This is a genomic window from Pararhizobium sp. IMCC21322, assembly GCF_030758295.1.
GTDB lineage: Bacteria > Pseudomonadota > Alphaproteobacteria > Rhizobiales.
The window spans coordinates 3,221,795-3,240,752 of the sequence record NZ_CP132335.1; the positions used below are offsets into that span (position 1 = coordinate 3,221,795).

Here is an 18,958-nt window from a genome sequence, read left to right on the forward strand (position 1 = left end):
GACAACGGTGGATACTCGGAACAAGTCCGAGTATGACGAGGCTGGGTTACGCCGACCAAGCCGAATGCCATCTGCAATGCCTAAATGCTAATTTCTGACGTTAATTGCGAAGTGCCGTCATACTCGGACTTGTTCCGAGTATCCATCAGCACCCACCTTCAAGACACCTTCTGCATCACCGCAAAATAGAACCCGTCCGTTGCCGTTGAGGCAGGTGTCAGAGTGATTGACATCATGTCCGCAGACCATGGCTGCGGCTTGTCAAAGCCGAAGACGTCCTGCCAGACCTCACCAGCTGAAACCAGCTCAAAGGCCGGGTTCTCATTCAGAAAACCAGCAACACTGTCTTCGTTCTCAGCAGCCAAAACGCTGCAGGTCATGTAAACGAGAAAGCCTTCATTGCGCACAAAGGGTGCCGCTTCTTCCAGCACAACCTGTTGCTCTTCCTGTCGCGCCAGCAATTGCTTGTCAGTCAACCGCCACTTGGCATCAGGTTTGCGCCGCCATGTACCTGACCCGGTGCATGGCGCGTCCACCACAACACGGTCGCAAGCGCCAAGCAGGCCAGCCAGGCGGCCATCATCCGGTTTCAGAACAATGGTCTGGCTTGCCCCTGCCCGTTCCAGACGCTCAAAGATACCGGCTTGCCGGTTTCGGTCATTGTCATAAGCGTAGAGCTTGCCCGTGTTCTTCATGGCAGCAGCCAATGCCAGGGTTTTGCCGCCCGCTCCGGCACAAAAGTCCAAAATAGTTTCATCAGGTTGGGCAAAGATGAGTTCAGAAGCAATCTGGCTGGCCTCATCCTGTATCTCGATCCTGCCTAATTGATAGGATTCCTCGACCTGAACATTGGGATGCCGGCGCGCCCCATCCGATGGCTGTATGCGTAATCCTGTGGAGGAAATGTCCGTCAACTCGGCACCCAGAGACTGCAAGGCGGTCAATTCCGTCCCGCGATCCGATTTCAGTGTGTTGACCCGCAAATCCAATGGCGGTCTGCCAGAAAGGGCCTGAGCTTCGGCAATCCATTCATCGGAAAAGTTGGATTGAAAATGCGGCACAAGCCATTTGGGAAGGTCGGCCTGTATCCACTCTGGCGCATCGGACAGGCGTCTGGCATCTGCCGCCTCCCGCTTCGATTTTCCAGGAAGTGGCGGTGCAAACTTGTCGCCGTCAAAAGTCGTCTCCAACTCCTGCCAGCTTTGATTCCACCGATAGACCACGGTTCCAAAGATCAGAGAGGATGCTTTATCGCTGTCCATGATCCAGCGTGTCGATGCGCGCCAACGCAGAGCATCATAGGCCAGATTGCCGATGAAGGCTCGATCACCAGATCCGGCAAACCGATGGGCTAATCCCCAATCTTTCAAAGCCTCCGAAATAGGCCGCCGCCGGTTCTGGACATCCTCCATCACCTCAATTGCTGCCTGAATGCGTCCGCCAAGTCTCATTGAAAATACTATCCACAAATTTGCTGATGACAGACGTCGCCAGCTTTAACTATCGTCAGGTGCCCTAGAGGCCGCCTGCGTAATTCGGGCTTTCCCGGGTAATCGTTACATCATGAGGGTGGCTTTCGGCGAGGCCGGCATTGGTGATACGCACAAATTTGGCCTTTTCCTCAAACGCCGGCAGATCCGGAGCGCCCACATAGCCCATGGCAGCACGCAATCCACCAGCCAATTGGTGCAGCACTGCCGATGTCGGCCCTTTATGTGGAACCTGACCTTCAATACCTTCCGGAACCAGCTTCAACTCATCGCGCACTTCGGCCTGAAAATACCGGTCCGCAGATCCGCGCGCCATGGCCCCGACGGAGCCCATTCCGCGATAAGCCTTATAGCTCCGCCCCTTATAGAGATAAACTTCGCCCGGGCTTTCATCGGTGCCCGCCAGAAGCGAGCCAATCATGGCACAGGACGCGCCTGCAGCCAGTGCTTTTGCCAGATCACCGGAATATTTGATGCCACCATCAGCAATAACCGGCACATCATGTTTTTTAGCCTCAGCAACACAATCCATGATCGCTGTCAGTTGCGGCATGCCAACACCTGCGACAATACGGGTGGTACAGATGGAGCCGGGTCCAATACCGACTTTGATGGAATCAGCGCCGGCATCGATCAGCGCTCGTGTGCCTTCGGCAGTGGCCACATTACCGGCGACAATCTGTACCCCGGTGGACAGCTTTTTGACATTGCGAACAGTCTGCAAAACCCGCTCTGAATGGCCATGGGCTGTATCCACCACAATCAGGTCAACACCAGCTGCGGCCAATGCTTCGGCGCGCGCCAGACCGTCATCTCCGGTGCTTGTGGCAGCGGCAACCCTCAAACGACCATGATCATCCTTCGTGGCGTGCGGGTTGAGCTGCGACTTCTCAATATCCTTCACCGTAATCAGACCGATACACATGTTTTCGTCATCGACAACAAGTAGCTTTTCGAGGCGGTGCTGATGCAGCAGGCGTTTGGCGTCTTCCTGCGTCGCGTTATCCTTGACCGTGACCAGATTCTTCTCGGTCATCAATTCAGAGACTTTTTGCGCCGGATCAGATGCGAAGCGCACATCACGGTTTGTCAGAATGCCAACAAGCCGCCCGATTGCGAGCCCGCCAGACCCACCATTTTGAACAACAGGAATCCCGGAAATGCCATTATCGCTCATCAACAGCAGAGCGTCGGCTAGAGTAGCGTCTGGTCCAATCACAACGGGATTGACCACCATGCCGGATTCAAACTTCTTTACCTGACGCACTGCTTCGGCCTGCTCAGTGATCGACAGGTTACGATGAACCACACCAATGCCACCGGCCTGCGCCATCGCGATCGCCATTTTGGCTTCTGTCACAGTATCCATGGCAGAGGAGAGGATGGGTAGATTAATCCAGATATCGCGTGTGATCCGACTGGCAATGTTAACTTCGGCGGGCAGCACCTCGGAATGGCCGGGCTGCAGCAGGACATCATCGAATGTAAGGGCTTCGCGTATGCTAGCGGTTTCCACAATCGTGGCCATGCCAACTCCTATCGGTAAAAATGAATCATGGGTGAGTTGGCAATGCCAGATATCACGCATCGTCTATGTTGCAAATGCGAAAAGCGTCTTTATTCCGCTTCTGTGTCGACTTTCGAGTCACGACCCCGGTAATCTCTGGCAATCAGATAGGTTTCAGCGGAGTCTTTTCGGCTGGCCGGCGGCTTGTAATGCCCCACCTTTTTGAAATCACGCTTCAATTCATTCAGCAAAGTGTGTTCCGTGCCACCCTGAAACACCTTGGCCACAAAGGCACCGCCGGGCTTGAGCACTTCACGCGCAAATTCAACAGCGACTTCGCAGAGTTGAATGATGCGCATATGGTCCGTCTGCTTGTGTCCGGTGGTTGGTGCAGCCATGTCAGACAGAACCAGATCAGCCATATGACCACCCAGCGCCTCGCGCAACTGATCGGGTGCATCATCATCCAGAAAGTCTTTCTCCAGAAGCGTCACGCCCGGCAAAGGTTCCATGGATAGATAATCAATCCCAACCACCCGAATGTCATCAATGTGACTGCCGACCCGCTCCGCTGCCACCTGAGACCAGCCACCGGGGGCCGCTCCCAGATCAACAATGCGATGTCCCTTGCGCAACAAATTATATTTCTCGTCAATTTCCAAAATCTTATAGGCGGCTCTGGAGCGCAGGCCATCAATCTTGGAGCGCTGCACATAAGGATCATTGAGATGGCGCTGCAGCCATTTGGTTGAAGAAATTTTGCGCCCACGTGCGGATTTCACACGCACCGAAAGGCCACGATAGCCGCCTGTGCCACGTTTTCCGCCAGACCCTCTGGAGTTACTATTCATCAGATGTGCCGTCCGTATTTGCGTTTGCATGTGCGTTTTGTTTGGCTTTTGATCTCGGGCGCTTGCGGCGCCATGGCGTGCTGCGATGGCCGCGTCGGGACAGACCATGCCCATCCTTGCTCATGAGTTCAACCAGTATGCCTTCCCGCAACCCGCGATCTGCTACGCGCAACTGGTCGCAGGAGAATTCCCGTCTGATGGCTTCAAAAATCGCGCAGCCCGGCAACACCAGATCAGCCCGATCGTGCCCGATGCAGGGATGCCCGATCCGCTGTTCATAGCTCAATGTCAGCAATTTATCGATCATGGATGCCGCATCATTGTTGCTCATCCACATACCATCAACACGGCGCCTGTCATAGCGACGCAACCCCAGATGCACACCTGCAAGGGTTGTTACCGTGCCTGATGTACCCAGCAGATGGTGGCGCCCACGGGACAGGGCCTGCTGCAATTCGCGGCGTTTTGGAAATGCAACCAGCATGTCCCGCACTTCATTGACCATGACCTCGAAGCTGTCGCGGGTAACATTCTTTCCATCATGACGCTCAGACAGGGTCACAACGCCGACCGGCAGAGAATCCCACGCCCGCAGCGTTCCGCCAAGGCGATTGCGCTTTCTGCGTCCACGCCGATCCAGCCAGACGACTTCTGATGAACCACCGCCAATATCAAACAGCACCACACCATCAGAGCGTGGTTCCACAAGTGAGGAGCAACCGGTTACCGCCAGACGTGCCTCTGTCTCGCGATCAATGATCTCCAGTTCAAGGCCGATTTCCTGAAAGACCCGCTGCAGAAATTCAGCGCCGTTTTCAGCAGATCGGCAGGCCTCGGTCGCAATCAGGCGCACCTTCTCGACCTTGTGGTACTTCAGTTTGTTCCAGCATACCCGCAGCGCTGAAATGGCGCGTGTCGACGCTTCGTCGCTCAGGCGATTATTCATTGATATGCCTTCACCCAAACGCACAATACGCGAAAAGGAATCGATGACGCGAAACCCTTCATCGCGCGGTTCGGCAATCAGCAATCGGCAATTATTGGTTCCAAGATCCAAAGCAGCATATTTGGCAACTTTGCCCTCGGTCGATTTCGCGATCCCGTAATTCTTGTGATGCCTGGCGCTGTTATGCCGTTTTGGCGCAGCATTTTCGAAGGCTATCTTTGCGTCAGGATTGTTATTGGTGGCGCCATCAATGCGCGCCATTCCCTGGCCGGATGCCGCGTTGTTAACGCCATCACCCTTCAGATGCTTCGCATCACGCTCAGCTTTTCCGGCATTTTGTGCCGGTTCATCCAACACGGAAACAGAATCGACCTGCTTCGATGCAACCCCGATGACTGCAAAAGCCGAGACTGACTCGGCGGATTCACGGTCGTCAAACGGTTTCGCGGAGACGTTATGCTGCTGCAAAACAGATATGGGTTCGACACCTGTGGCGTCGTCTGACATATCCCTGCGCGCAAGTTCTACGTCCTGCGAGGATGAGCCCGAATTGCCGGGAACCCCATCCTTGTTCGTCACTATACTTTCCTCGCGCCTTACGCTGGCGGATTGCCAGTGGCGCTTTTACGTTGCAGCCAGTTTAGGCACGGAAAGCACAGTTCGCAAGCATGCGCGTGATTAATGATATCTTTAGGCAAATTGCAACTTGGGGTGCGGACCCTAGCTGGCAGCCGATTTTATGTTGATCAGCGCACGCCCCTTCACCTGTCCTTTGAGGATGGCAGGCCCAAGCGCCGGTAAATCGGATAATGCATGCTCCTCAATCATCGGCTCCAGTCTGTCGAGGGGCATTTCAGTCACAAGGCGCTTCCAAGCAGCGACACGGCGCTCATAAGGGCAAGTCACGGAATCGATCCCAAGCAGGTTCACACCACGCAACAAAAACGGCACGACAGTAAAGGAAGGCACGGCAGCGCCGCCCGCAAGCCCGATTGCCGCGACCGAGCCACTGGTTTTTGTTTGTTTCAGAACGCGGGCAAGCATTTCACCGCCTACTGCATCCACAGTGCCGGCCCAGCGCTCAGACTCCAGCGGACGCTTGTTTTCCTCTGTCAGTTCCTCGCGCGGAATAATTGTGCTTGCGCCGAGACCTTTCAGATAATCTGCCGTTTCCGGGCGACCGGTCACGGCTGCAACCTCGTAACCGAGATGAGACAAAATCGAAACGGCAACAGACCCAACACCACCAGCGGCACCAGTCACCAGAACCTCACCCTTTTCAGGTGTCAAACCGTGATCTTCCAGCGCCATGATCGCGATCATGGATGTCAGACCCGCAGTACCGATTGCCATTGCATGCTGCGCTGTCATGCCATCCGGCATTGGCACTAGCCAATCCGCCTTGACGCAGGCCTTCGTCGCGTAGCCACCCCACCAAGCCTCTCCAACACGCCATCCTGTCAGGATGACTGGATCACCGGCCTTGTAGCGGCTGTCTGAGGATTGCGACACAACACCTGCAAAATCGATGCCCGGTACATGCGGAAACGTTCTCACCAGCCCCCCTTTGCCGGTAATGCAAAGGCCATCCTTGTAGTTGAGCGTGGAATAAGCCACATCGACGACCACGTCTCCATCAGGCAAACGACTGTCATCCATGGTTTGGATGGTTTGCGTGACGGTTCCCGCCTCGTCCTTATCAACAACCAAAGCTGTAAAACTCATTTGCGTCCCCATTTCCCGGAAGTAATTTATGATTTGGCGCCAAATTGACAGGAATTGACGCATACAAAAAGAGATACTTTAGGCGTTGCCAATCAGGATACCGGTTGCGAACACCAGTGCCCCACCCAGAACAACCTGAAAAGCCGCCCGAAAAAAGGGCGTATCCATATATTTTTTCTGAATCCACGCAATGGCCCACAACTCGATGAACACAATGGCAAATGCGATGTTGGTTGCTATCCAGAAATCTGGAATGAGATAGGGCAAAGCATGTCCCAAACCGCCAAGCGTGGTCATGATTCCCGATGCAAACCCGCGTTTGATTGGTGAGCCCCTGCCCGATATCTGGCCATCATCAGAGGCCGCTTCTGTGAACCCCATGGAAATCCCGGCACCAATGGATGCTGCAAGCCCTACGAGAAATGTGGTCCAGGTATCCTGCGTCGCAAAGGCGGTCGCAAAAATTGGCGCCAATGTGGAGACCGAGCCATCCATCAGTCCGGCAAGGCCCGGCTGCACCCATGTCAGCACAAATTTGCGATAGGATTCCTTGTCTTCCTGCTCCAAAGCCTCTGCATCCAGATGCTCATCCTGAAGTTCGCCGGCTTTCACCAAATGACCCGCCTCAGCCTGCGCCAGATCGCCCAGCAGCTTTCTGGTGTTGGCATCGGTTACCCGCTTTGCGGCACGCAGATAAAAATCCCGAGCGGTGTCTTCCATATTGGCAACTTCATTGCGAATCCGGTCAATGCCAAGGTTTTCAATCAGCCAGACGGGTTTGCGTGCGTAATAGCCTGCAACATGTTCCCGTCGTATCAAGGGAATCTGATTGCCAAACCGCTCTTTATGCAAATCGATCAGCTGTTGCCGGTGCAAATTTTCTTCTTCCGCCATACCGTCCAGTAGCGCAGCACTGGCAGGAAAGGTCTCACGGACCGAATGTGCATAAGTCTCATAAATCCGCGCATCATCTTCTTCTGCAGAAATGGCAAGCGCCAGTATTTCCTGTTCCGACAAATCCAGAAAACGCCGCGCATTTGAAAAACGACTGAGCATTACGGTCACCTTTTGCTGTTGGGCCAAAAGCCTGCAGAAAGCAGCGCTTTCCAACTGAAGATACAACATGCATTGCAGAAACGCCCTGACAATTACACGGCAGAATCAAGTGCGCAGCAAAGCCAGAATGTATTGACCTGCTACCAACCTCGACTGAAGATCAATTTCCTGGGCAGAATGCAACACAGAAAGAACACCAAATGGCATCAATCGGCTTTATTGGTCTTGGCAATATGGGACTGCCCATGGCATCAAATCTTCAAAAGGCAGAATACAAGGTCTCCGGTTATGATGTCTTTGACACAGCTCAACAGGCGGCGCGTTCAAGCGGCCTTGCTCTGGCAAACAGCAACACAGATGCAGCCTTGAACGCAGACGCCGTCGTTATAATGCTGCCCAATGGGGCAATAGCCATTCAAGTTGCAAAAGAAATCCTGCCCAAAATGACCCCGAGCAGCCTGCTGATCGACTGCTCGACAATTGATGTCGCTTCGGCGCATGAAGTACACAGGCTGGCGACAGTGGCAGGCATCCTGTGTCTGGACGCACCGGTTTCCGGCGGTGTGGGTGGTGCCACCGCAGGAAGTCTGACCTTCATGGTTGGTGGCACAAACGAAGCCTTTGCAACAGGTGAGCCATTGTTTGCCGTCATGGGTCAGAAAGCCGTTCATTGTGGCGATGGCGGCACCGGACAGGCCGCAAAAATCTGCAACAATATGTTGCTTGGCATCTCTATGATCGGCACCTGCGAAGCTTTTGCACTGGCGGAAAAGCTGGGCCTGTCGCAATCGGCTTTGTTTGATGTTGTATCCACCTCGTCCGGTTCATGCTGGTCCGTCAACACCTATTGCCCGGTGCCCGGCATCGGTCCGAAGAGCCCGGCTGACAACGCTTACAAGTCTGGATTTTCAGCAACCCTGATGCTGAAGGACCTCGGCCTTGCGCAACAGTCCGCCAATGACACGGATGCTGTAACACCACTTGGAAGCCACGCAAAAAACCTCTATCAGCAGATGGTGGATGCCGGATTTGGAGAGACCGATTTTTCCGGCATGATTGAGTTTCTGACAGATGCGAAGGACGGCAAAATATGAGCGATCTTGTTTTAGTGGACATACAGGACCGGATTGCAATCCTGACCCTCAACCGGCCTGAGGCTCTTAACGCGCTCAACACTGATCTGTTGGCTCAACTCAACGCGCATGCCGAAGAATTGTCACGCAATCCGGACATCGGCTGCTTGATCATCACCGGGTCGGAAAAAGCCTTTGCCGCCGGTGCAGACGTCAAGGAAATGGCCGACAAATCACAAATCGACATGCTGATGAGCGACTTTTTCGGGCGCTATAATTCCCTGTCGGGCACACGCCTGCCCGTCATTGCTGCAGTCAATGGATTTTCGCTGGGCGGTGGCTGCGAACTGGCAATGATGTGCGACATGATATTTGCCGCAGATACGGCCAAATTCGGTCAGCCGGAAATCAAGCTGGGCATCATGCCCGGCATGGGCGGTACGCAGCGCATGGCGCATGCGGTCGGCAAGGCCAAGGCGATGGATATGATTCTCACCGGGCGCATGATGGATGCCGAAGAAGCAGAACGTTGCGGCCTCGTGGCGCGGATCATTCCGGCAGCAGATCTGATGAGCGAAACCATCAAAGCTGCCAAAACCATCGCCAGCTATTCCAGGCCATCCGTCGTTACAGCCAAAGAAGCGGTCAACCGCGCCTTCGAAACAACACTGACCGAAGGATTGCACTACGAACAACGCGTGTTTTATGCCCTGTTCGCAACAGAAGACCAGAAAGAAGGCATGGCCGCCTTTGCCGAAAAGCGGAAGCCCAACTTCAAGCACAAATAGGAAAGCCCGCCAGTATCCGAATCGTGGAAAACCGCGTTAGCTGCGCAGTCTTTTGTTTTCCGGGTCCCATAAGGGCTGGTCTTCCTGAACAACGGCCTTGAAGCGCCTGCCGAAAATCTCCGCCTCAATTTCACGGCCCGCCGCGGCAAGGTCCGCGCGCAACATGCCAAGGGCAATGGATTTATCGATCCGGTGTCCCCAGCCACCTGATGTGATCTCGCCAACGACCTCATCTCCCAGCCAAAGCGTTGACATATAGGGCGCATCGCAATCATCGGCTTCAATGATCAAGGTCACAAAGCATTTGGATACGCCCTTTTGCCTTTGTGCCTCCAAAGCCGCCTTGCCAACAAAATCCGGTTTGTCCCATTTGATAAACCGCGCCATGCCGCCTTCCAGCAAGGTGTAATCAGTCGACAGATCGGTCTTCCAGGCGCGGTATCCCTTTTCCAGCCGCAATGAATTGAGCGCAAACATGCCAAATGGTTTGAGACCATGAGAGTGACCTGCGATCATGAGCGCGTCGAAAATCGCAGCTGTATCATCAATCTTGCTGTGAATTTCCCATCCCAGTTCACCAGCAAATGAGACGCGCACCAACTGGCAGTGCCGGTCAGCAATCTGCGTGGTCTGATGAGACAACCAGGAGAGCTGCAGATCCGCATCGCACAAATCCTTCAAGATGGCCCGCGCATTTGGACCCGTCAGCAGCTGACACGAAAACGCGTCGCTCACATCCTGTATCGCAATGTCCGTTCCATCAGGAAGATGGCGCTGAAGCCACTCAAAATCATGGCTCTGGGCAGGTGCCGCAGTCGTCAGGAAGAAGACATCCTGATCCAGCGCCATGATCGACATTTCCGTCAGAATGCGTCCATCCCGGTCGGAGAAATAAGCCAGTCCCATACGCCCCGGCTTCGGTGCACGACTGGTGATGAGACTGTTCAGCCAATCTCGCGCGCCTGCTCCGCTGAGCCGATATCGGGAAAAGCCCGGCAAATCCAGAATGCCCGCATGATCGCGAACCGCCAGACACTCCTCCCGCACACGCGCAAACCATGGGCCGTTACGATCCCAGCGCTGTGTGCCGGCTTCCGACACATCATCGCCATCGTGAGCAAACCAGTCAGCGCGTTCCCAGCCATTATAAGGACCGAACCGGGCCCCCATATCAGCGATTTCCTGATGTACCGGAGACAGTTTCTTGCCGCGTCCCGCAGGCCATTGGTGGTGGGGAAAATGCATTGCATATTCATGGCCGTAGACTTCCATACCTTTGGCAATGCAATAGTCCTGATCAGCAAAAGCGGTGAAGCGGCGTGGATCAACCGCCCACATATCCCATTCTGTCTGCCCTTCGGTAATCCACTCAGCCAGAACCTTGCCCGCACCGCCCGCCTGACAGATGCCAAATGTAAACACACAGGCCTCAAATGCATTGGGAACGCCTGGCATCGGACCAATCAGGGGATTGCCATCAGGGGTGTAAGGAATGGGTCCATTGATGACTTTGGAAAGGCCCGCCGTCTGCAGTATGGGCACTCGTTTTGCCGCGTCTTCCAGATACCATTCCAGCCTATCCAGATCATCCGGGAAAAGTTGAAACGAGAAATCTTCGGGCATTGGATCATCCGAACTGATCCAGTGCGCCTTGCAATTGCGTTCATACGGACCAAGGTTCAGCCCATATTTTTCCTGTCTCAGATAGTAGGAACTGTCTACATCGCGCAGCAGCGGCAGTTTCGCACCGGCTTCGCGGGACCAGGCCTCAATTTCGGGAACATCATCAAACAGCAGATACTGATGGCTCATCACCATCATCGGCACATCACGACCGAAGAATTTTCCAACTTCGCGGGCATAATACCCGGCGGCATTGACCACATAATCACAGCGAATCTCGCCCTGATCCGTCTCGACAATCCACTCATCCTTGTCGCGGCGCGCACCAGTAACTGAACAGAAGCGGATAATTTTGGCACCCATATCGCGTGCGCCCTTTGCCAGCGCCTGGGTCAGTTGCGCCGGATCGATATCACCATCAAATGGGTCGTAAAGACCGCCCTGCAAATCATGGGTTTCAATAAACGGATATTTCGCCTTGATGTCGTCGACACTCATCATGTCGATATCCATGCCCTGATACCGCCCCATACCGGCAACACGCTCAAACTCCTGCATACGTTCTGCAGAATGGCCAAGACGGACAGATCCGGAGACATGGTAATTCATCGGATAGTCCACTTCGGCACCTAAACGCCGATATAACTCCGTGGAATACCTCTGCATATTCATGATTGCCCATGAGGGCGAAAACGTAGGGATATTGCCCGCTGCGTGCCATGTAGACCCTGCTGTCAGCTCGTTTTTTTCCAGCAACACACAATCGGTCCAGCCAAGTTTTGCCAAATGATAGAGTGCAGACGCGCCAACCACGCCGCCGCCAATGATCACGACACGTGCATTTGTAGGCAATTCAGCCATTTCGACCTCCTGGAAAGCTGGGAATTCAGTGTTGTTTCGATAGGATCGGAATGCAATTCCAACGAAACGGGTTTATTAATCGAAAAAATCGATTAGGCTGAAATCTGCCATTCTTGCGCCGGGAACAATCGCTTGGACATTCAGCTACTCGAGACTTTTACCGATCTGATGGAGACCAAAAGCTTCAATCAGACCGCAGAGCGGCTGGGCATCACGCAATCCACAGTCTCGCACCGCGTTCGCACGCTGGAAACAATGTTGGGCAAGCGTCTGTTCAACCGCAGCCGGGCTGGCACACATCCCACCATTGCCGGCAACCGGTTTCTGGAACACGCAAGAGCGCTCAATCTGGAATGGCGCGAGGCTGTGCGTCATGTCTCCACAGCCCGCGCTTTCGACCGCGTTATCCGGCTGGGAATGCATCACGATATTGCCAGCGGCCAGGCTGGAACAACCATACAGCGGTTGCGCACGCAGTTTTCAGAGACATCATTTTTTCTCGGCGTGGATTTTTCCGCCAAAATCGTCGCGGATTTGTTGGATGGCAATCTCGATTTCGGCCTGATTTTGACGCCGCACTACTCCCCTGATCTTCACATCATGCCTTTGGGTGATCTGATCTATCAAATGATCAGCAATGCGGCATTCAATCTGGATCAGGTCTCAGCGGAGCATTACATCTTCCCGGACGTGTCTTCGGTGTTTGCTCAAACTCACAAACAGCTCCTGCCGCAATTCACCGACACACAAGTGTCCTGTGGGCCATCGCCTGCCATTGCCACACTTCTGCAAACCATGTCTGCAACATCATACCTGCCACAAGGCACGATGGACCCCACGGCTTCAAGGAAACGTCTGCATGTGCTGAATGACGCGCCGGACATATCACAGCCGATCTACGCAGCCGTTCATGTGCGCAACCGGCATGTGCATATCCACCTGCAAATGATGGATGTTTTTCACCAGATATTTGGCAAGAGCAACGGGTACGGACCCTAGCCTTTCCCCTTCCAGGGAATGAACACACGCTCCAGAAAACGCATAAACATTTCAATGATATAACCAATGACGCCAATGATGATGATGCCGATAACAACGGTATCTGTTTGCAGGAAATTCTTGGCGATCATGATCATGGAGCCAACGCCCTTATCGGCGGCAACCAGTTCGGCCGCGACAACGGTTCCCCAGCAAACCCCCATGGATGTACGAAGCCCGGTGAAGATTTCCGGAAGCGCATTGGGTAAAATGACATGTCTGAGAATCTGAAGCTTCGATGCGCCCAGAGAATAGGCTGCATGAACCTTCGAGATACGAACACTGGAGACGCCAGACCGCGCTGCAATGGTCATAATAAAAAGAGAGGCCAGAAACAGCAGCGCGATTTTCGCGGTTTCATCAATGCCAAACCAGAGAATAATCAACGGGATCAGCGCAAGTGGCGGGATCGGACGCATGAATTCCACTATCGGATCAAACAAGCCGCGAGCGACTGACGACAGACCCATCGAGAAGCCAAGCGGAATGCCGACCAGAGCGCCCGACAGAACACCGGCAAGTACGCGATACACGCTTATGCCAACATGTTCCCACAAGGGCACATTGCGAAATCCTTCACTCACCAGTTTGACAATCCGGTCGCCGGTTCCGCCGATTGTCGGCCAGTAAAATGGCTTAACCAGTCCGAAGACCGACGAGATAATCCAGGCCAGCAACAGAACAACTACAATGAGGATGGAATAAAACCGGCCTGAATTCACCGCACTTTCATCGCCGAACTTTACCGTCTTTTGTCGCGTGAAAGAATTGTCGGCAAGGCCCAGCCAAATCGCCAGACTGGAAGGGTTTTTCTGTTCACGCATCGCTCAGACCTCTAAATTCCATCGCCGCCACCCATAATTTCTTCTTCCATGTCCCAGATCATGGAAAGCACCTCCTCCCGCTTCGCAACAAATTCAGGAGAGGCCTTCACCTCACGGGCATTTGTCGTCAGTGCCTGTTCGGGAAATGGCAGGCTGCAATCTTCAACAATGCGTCCTGGCCTCGGCGCCATGACAATCAGACGCTCGCCCAGAAACAGCGCCTCTTCCACAGAATGGGTGATTAGAATTATGGTTTTTCCGGTTTCTTTCCAGAGCTTTAGAACCAGCCCCTGCATTTTTTCTCGCGTCAGGGCATCCAAAGCGCCCAGTGGCTCGTCCATCAAAATGACGTCGGGATCATTTGCCAGACACCGCGCAAGCGCGACACGCTGCTGCATCCCGCCGGACAATTGGTAGACCGGCTTTTCGCCAAAACCGGCAAGGCCCACAATGTTCAGGAGTTCGTCGCATTTGGCGGCGGATTCCTCTTTTGGCTTTCCGGCCATCCTGGGGCCAAATTGTATATTGTCGTTTACCGTCAGCCATTCAAACAGTGCGCCTTGCTGAAACACCATGCCACGTTCAGCGCCAGGTCCCGTGACGGTATGATTGTTAAGCCGAACTTCTCCGTCTGTGGGGGAAAGGAAACCGGCAACAATGTTCAAAAGGGTTGTCTTCCCACAGCCCGATGGCCCCAGAATCGAAACAATCTGACCTGGCTCGATATCAAGTGAAACATTGTTAAGCGCATGGACAGCTCCGCCGTCAGGCAGCGTGAACTCCATGGATATTTTGTCGATGCTTATGCCGGTCACAAAACTTTCCCAGATTGGATAACAAAAGGGTGGCAATGCAAGTCTGCCGCCCTGCTTTGACTTATTTCAAGAAGCTGTCATCGATGAATTTGGAGTAGTCATCCAGCGCTTTGTCCATGCCACCGGAAGACACCATGATGTCTGCAACACCCTTGGTCATTTCCTGGACACCACCGCCGAGCCAGTTTTCACTTATTTGATCTGCCGCACTGGGGAAACCGAAATTATTCATGGTTGAAACGGTTGCGTCCATGTCCATACCCGCAGCTTTTGAAACCGCTGCATAGGCACCTTCTGGATTGGCCTTGTAAGCCTCATTGGCTGCTTCGGTCACTTCCAGAAACTTGCGAACGAGATCCGGGTGCTCCGCTGCAAAATCATCCGTAACGGACACAATATCGAATGTATTGATGCCGATCGCCTGTTGCTCAGCCCCAGTCATAAGAGGTTTTCCGACCGTTTTCATCCGCTGCAGCGAACCACCAAATGCACAGCCCATGACCACGTCACCACGCACAAGTGCGACAGCCGCGTCAGCAGGGTTCATCTGAACCAGGTTCACCTTGTTCACATCAACGTCGAGATGCTCAAGTGTTTTCAGAAGTTTGTAATGGGTCACATTGCCGATTGGCGTCGCAACTTTCTTACCTTCCAGCTCTTTCGCATTCTCTTTGGTAATGCCCGCATCATCACGCACAATGCAAAGATCGTTTTCAGCATAGGTCACCGCCACGCCGACCATCTTCAAAGGCGCACCGTTGGAGGTACCAACGACAAACGGCACAAACCCCTGACTGTAGGCAATCTGAACATCACCGGACACCATGGCCTGGGTCATTTCATTGCCATTGCCAAATGCGCGCCATTCAACTTCCACGCCCATGGCTTCATCATAGGTTTTCTCAATCTGAGCCACCTGATTGGCCGTTGGCCATTCCAGAAAGTAAGCCACAGTAACTTTGTCGAGCGCCTGTGCACCGTTCATGCCCAGTGACGCGACCATAGCGACACCGGTAACAAGCGCGAATGCAAATTTTTTGGTAATCATGAGTAGTCCCCTGTATTGACAAAAGTGTGTTCTGAAAACCAGTTCGAACGCGCACGTCTGAAAGAAAGTTGACAGTCTTCCCGACACTGTCATAGGACGTAACGTGACGTTGCGTAAACTTATACAACTCAAGCGGTTAACTGGAATTTAAATCCGCTGCGAACCAGGCAACAGCAGGATTGTCAGCACACAACGGAATGGCCTCTCCGCCTAGTGCCAAATTGTGCGCCATGATGGCACCAGAAGTGATTTTTTAACTGTTTTCGAGACTTGGGGTATTAAAAATGGTTCCTTTTCACAGCTTTTGACCGTCACAACGCACTACATCATGCGCTTGGCGACATCTGCCAATTTGATGATACCAGGCTCAATCTGTTCGTCCGCTATGGACGAAAATCCCAGGCGAAAATAGTTTCGCGGGCCATCTGAACTTGCAAAGTGCACGTGACCGGGTTCGATCACCACGCCCTCTTCCAGAGCCTTCACCGCCAATTCATCAGTGTCCAGACCATCCGGTCCCCTCACCCAAAACGACGTGCCACCGAAACCCGGTGTCTGAAACCAGCCCGGGAAATGGTCTGTCAGTGCCTTGCCAAGAATCTTCCAACGCTCTGCGTAAGTTCTGTGCAACCGGGCTATCAGGGCATCATGCCGACCCAAAGACAGAAAGAGCGCAACAATGCGCTGATTATTGCCTGGCGGATGACGCAGCATCAACCGACGCAGCGCGCGCACCTCGGCAATCAGATCTGCCGGCCCGACAAGGTATCCCATACGCAGCCCGGGCATGATCGATTTTGAAAGACTGCCGATGTAAAGAACCCGGCCCATACCATCCAGCGACTTAAGGGCGGGAGTTGGCTCGCCAATATAATTGGTTTCAAACTCATAATCATCTTCAATGATAAGCCCATCATTCTTGTCGGCCCACTCCAACAGGGCACGACGACGTGGCAGAGACATGGTTACATTCGTCGGGAATTGATGGCTGGGCGTCACAAACACGATTTCTGAATCGGTTAATCCATTGACATCAATGCCCTCCTCATCGACCGCAACAGGCCGCACATCATCGGACATCAGCGTGAATGTGTTGCGCATATCCGGATAGCCAGGATCTTCAATCGCGACCGCTGTGTGTGGTTTTACCAGCAGATTAGCCAGAAGATAGAGCGCGTTTTGTGCGCCCAAAGTGACGAGGATTTCATCAGACTCGGCCAAAATACCCCTGCGCGGCAGAATTCGCTGGCGGATCTGCTCAACCAACCGCGGATCATCCTCAGAATAACGATCATCAGTCCATGCATCCAGCCATTTACGGTTCATCGCCTGCCGCGTGCAGTCGCGCCACGCCGTAATCGGGAAAAGAGCCGGGTCCGATTGACCGTAGATGAAGGGAAATGGATAATCATGCCAGTTGGGCGGCTTGACAATATTTGACTGACCGCTGGGATGAAGCCGAAGCTTTTTGTTCCAGTCAACAGGATTGACCGTTTCCACTTTTTTCGGAAATGAAGACACATTGGTCGCAGCCAGCCCGGCCTGCAATTCCGGTGACACATAAAACCCCGAGCGCTCACGCGCTTCAAGATAGCCATCGGCTGCCAGTGCCTGATAGGCTAACATGACAGTGTTTCTGGAGACTTTTAGGCGCTTGGCCATAGCTCGGGTTGAAGGTATTGGCGAGGACGCAGGCAATTGCCCGGCCAGCATCGCTGTTACCAGCATCTCTCGAATTTGGGCCTGGAGCGTTGTCGCCTCCATCCGCTCAACGTGAAATAGACTATCCCGCATGACTCAGTTCTTTCTTCCGTTCTGAAACGGATGTGGCTCCATATTCAGTTCCATCTGGACCTATTATGAGACCAATTTCATCGGCACTATCAACTGGAAATTTTGAAAACCTGCATTTCAGATAAATTTCCTATGGGAAAACTGATGCGCGCACAGGAGGATGACGGCATGAACATGGTGGCCAAACCGCTTGAGAAATTTGTCACAAACTCGCTTGAACAGCATTGGATGCCCTTTTCCGCAAACCGTGACTTCAAGGAATCGCCTCGCCTGATCACAAAAAGCGAAGGCATGTATCTGTGGAACCAGAACGGCGATCGTCTGATTGATGGTTCGTCGGGCCTGTTTAATGTTGCCTGTGGTCACGGCCGCAAGGAAATTGCCGACGCTGTCTATGCGCAAATGCTGCAAAATGACTACACAGCGCCATTCCAACTGGGACAGCCGACATCTTTTGCCTTTGCTGCCAAGCTCGCCAAAATCATGCCGGAACCGTTCAACCATGTGTTCTTCACCAATTCCGGCTCTGAATCCATTGAGACGGCTCTGAAGATGATCATGGCCTACCACCGGGCACGTGGAGAATCCCAGCGCATTCGCTTTGTCTCCCGCGAACGGGCCTATCATGGCGTCAATATGGGCGGCGTGTCCCTGTCGGGCATGGTGCGCAATCGCGAAACCTTCCCGGTGGTGATGCCGAATATCGTCATGCTGCGCCACACCTGGGAAGAAGATCAGCTTTTTACACGCGGTCAGCCTGAGACGGGCGCACACCTTGCCAATGATCTGCAACGCCATTGTGAGACCTATGGCGGCTCGACCATTGCTGCGGTGTTTGTTGAACCTATTGCTGGCTCCACCGGCTCGCTTGTGCCGCCAAAAGGGTATCTTGAGCGCCTGCGTGAAATCTGTGATCAGCATGGCATTCTGCTGGTCTTCGATGAGGTGATCACAGCCTTTGGTCGTTTGGGAACGCCGTTCGCTGTGGACGCGTTCAATGTCATGCCGGACGTCATTACCATGGCAAAAGCGCTGACCAATGGTGCCATTCCCATGGGAGCTGTATCGGCCACTGACGAAATCTACGAAACCATCATGAACGCAGCGCCTGAAAATGCCATCGAGTTTTTCCACGGCTATACGTATTCCGCACACCCTGCAGCCTGCGCTGCGGGTCTCGCGACCCTTCAAATCTACGAAGATGAAGGCCTGTTTGAGCGTGCGGCAGAAATGTCGGACTACTTCCTCGATGCCGTCTGGTCGCTGAAAGAACTTCCCATTGTGAAGGATCTGCGCGGATACGGCATGATGGCCGGTATTGAGGTTTTCCCGGAAGAAGGAAAACCCGGCATTCGTGGCAATAATCTTCAAAAAGAGCTGTTCTGGAAAGGCTGCCATGCCAAATGGACCGGAGATACAGCCATTCTTGCACCATCTCTGATCGCCGAGAAAAGCCACATTGATGAAATCATCGACGCGTTCCGCAACACCTTGAAGAATATGTGACCTCATCTGCAGC

The 18,958-nt window shown here is 53.5% G+C and carries 15 protein-coding genes; 4 read left to right on the top strand and 11 right to left on the bottom strand.

Features of this window, described 5'->3' with window-relative positions:
- Positions 1–158: 158 nt before the first annotated feature.
- The 6 genes from RAL91_RS15200 to mbfA all read right to left on the bottom strand — a co-directional run bounded on the left by RAL91_RS15200 (position 159) and on the right by mbfA (position 7,575).
- Entirely contained in the window at positions 159–1,451 is a 1,293-nt protein-coding gene (locus tag RAL91_RS15200) for an RsmB/NOP family class I SAM-dependent RNA methyltransferase (protein WP_306257083.1), read from the bottom strand.
- A 64-nt stretch (positions 1,452–1,515) separates the two neighbouring features.
- Entirely contained in the window at positions 1,516–3,018 is a 1,503-nt protein-coding gene (gene guaB / locus RAL91_RS15205) for an IMP dehydrogenase (RefSeq protein ID WP_306257085.1), read from the bottom strand.
- A gap of 89 nt (positions 3,019–3,107) precedes the next feature.
- Positions 3,108–3,848, bottom strand: coding sequence for an RlmE family RNA methyltransferase (locus tag RAL91_RS15210; protein WP_306257086.1), 741 nt, complete (start codon positions 3,846–3,848; stop codon positions 3,108–3,110).
- A complete protein-coding gene (locus RAL91_RS15215) occupies positions 3,841–5,373 on the bottom strand; it encodes a Ppx/GppA phosphatase family protein (RefSeq protein WP_306257088.1) in 1,533 nt (510 codons plus the stop codon). Before RAL91_RS15215 ends, RAL91_RS15210 begins: the two co-directional genes overlap by 8 nt.
- A 141-nt stretch (positions 5,374–5,514) precedes the next feature.
- Positions 5,515–6,519: an MDR family oxidoreductase gene (locus tag RAL91_RS15220; RefSeq protein ID WP_306257089.1), complete on the bottom strand. Its 1,005-nt coding sequence runs from the start codon at positions 6,517–6,519 to the stop codon at positions 5,515–5,517.
- Positions 6,520–6,597: 78 nt separating this feature from the next.
- Positions 6,598–7,575, bottom strand: coding sequence for an iron exporter MbfA (gene mbfA / locus RAL91_RS15225; RefSeq protein ID WP_306257090.1), 978 nt, complete (start codon positions 7,573–7,575; stop codon positions 6,598–6,600).
- Between the two features lie 137 nt (positions 7,576–7,712).
- Here mbfA and mmsB point away from each other — a divergent pair, with 137 nt between their 5' ends.
- Both mmsB and RAL91_RS15235 read left to right on the top strand, forming a co-directional pair.
- The gene (gene mmsB / locus RAL91_RS15230) at positions 7,713–8,669 is read left to right on the top strand and encodes a 3-hydroxyisobutyrate dehydrogenase (protein WP_306262948.1); all 957 of its coding nucleotides are present in this window, start codon (positions 7,713–7,715) and stop codon (positions 8,667–8,669) included.
- Positions 8,666–9,436 carry an enoyl-CoA hydratase gene (locus RAL91_RS15235; RefSeq protein WP_306257091.1) on the top strand — a complete coding sequence of 257 codons (771 nt, stop codon included), beginning with the start codon at positions 8,666–8,668 and terminating at the stop codon, positions 9,434–9,436. Before mmsB ends, RAL91_RS15235 begins: the two co-directional genes overlap by 4 nt.
- Positions 9,437–9,472: 36 nt before the next feature.
- Here the strand turns inward: RAL91_RS15235 and RAL91_RS15240 are convergent, their stop codons facing one another.
- Positions 9,473–11,920 (bottom strand): FAD-dependent oxidoreductase, encoded by a 2,448-nt coding sequence (locus RAL91_RS15240; RefSeq protein ID WP_306257092.1) that lies wholly within the window; start codon positions 11,918–11,920, stop codon positions 9,473–9,475.
- 132 nt (positions 11,921–12,052) lie between these two features.
- On the opposite strand from RAL91_RS15240, the gene RAL91_RS15245 reads away from it, so the two are divergent.
- A complete protein-coding gene (locus RAL91_RS15245; protein WP_306257093.1) occupies positions 12,053–12,919 on the top strand; it encodes a LysR family transcriptional regulator in 867 nt (288 codons plus the stop codon).
- Here the strand turns inward: RAL91_RS15245 and RAL91_RS15250 are convergent.
- From RAL91_RS15250 to RAL91_RS15265, 4 genes are all read right to left on the bottom strand, one after another.
- Positions 12,916–13,782, bottom strand: coding sequence for an ABC transporter permease (locus RAL91_RS15250; RefSeq protein ID WP_306257094.1), 867 nt, complete (start codon positions 13,780–13,782; stop codon positions 12,916–12,918). The two genes, RAL91_RS15245 and RAL91_RS15250, sit on opposite strands and share 4 nt — an antisense overlap.
- A gap of 11 nt (positions 13,783–13,793) precedes the next feature.
- Positions 13,794–14,567 (bottom strand): taurine ABC transporter ATP-binding protein, encoded by a 774-nt coding sequence (locus RAL91_RS15255; RefSeq protein ID WP_306262950.1) that lies wholly within the window; start codon positions 14,565–14,567, stop codon positions 13,794–13,796.
- A gap of 91 nt (positions 14,568–14,658) precedes the next feature.
- Positions 14,659–15,645, bottom strand: coding sequence for an ABC transporter substrate-binding protein (locus RAL91_RS15260; RefSeq protein WP_306257095.1), 987 nt, complete (start codon positions 15,643–15,645; stop codon positions 14,659–14,661).
- A gap of 321 nt (positions 15,646–15,966) precedes the next feature.
- Positions 15,967–17,439, bottom strand: a complete 1,473-nt coding sequence (locus RAL91_RS15265) for a PLP-dependent aminotransferase family protein (protein ID WP_306257096.1) — start codon at positions 17,437–17,439, stop codon at positions 15,967–15,969.
- A gap of 144 nt (positions 17,440–17,583) precedes the next feature.
- On the opposite strand from RAL91_RS15265, the gene RAL91_RS15270 reads away from it, so the two are divergent.
- Positions 17,584–18,945 (top strand): aspartate aminotransferase family protein, encoded by a 1,362-nt coding sequence (locus RAL91_RS15270; protein ID WP_371932421.1) that lies wholly within the window; start codon positions 17,584–17,586, stop codon positions 18,943–18,945.
- Positions 18,946–18,958 lie beyond the last annotated feature (13 nt).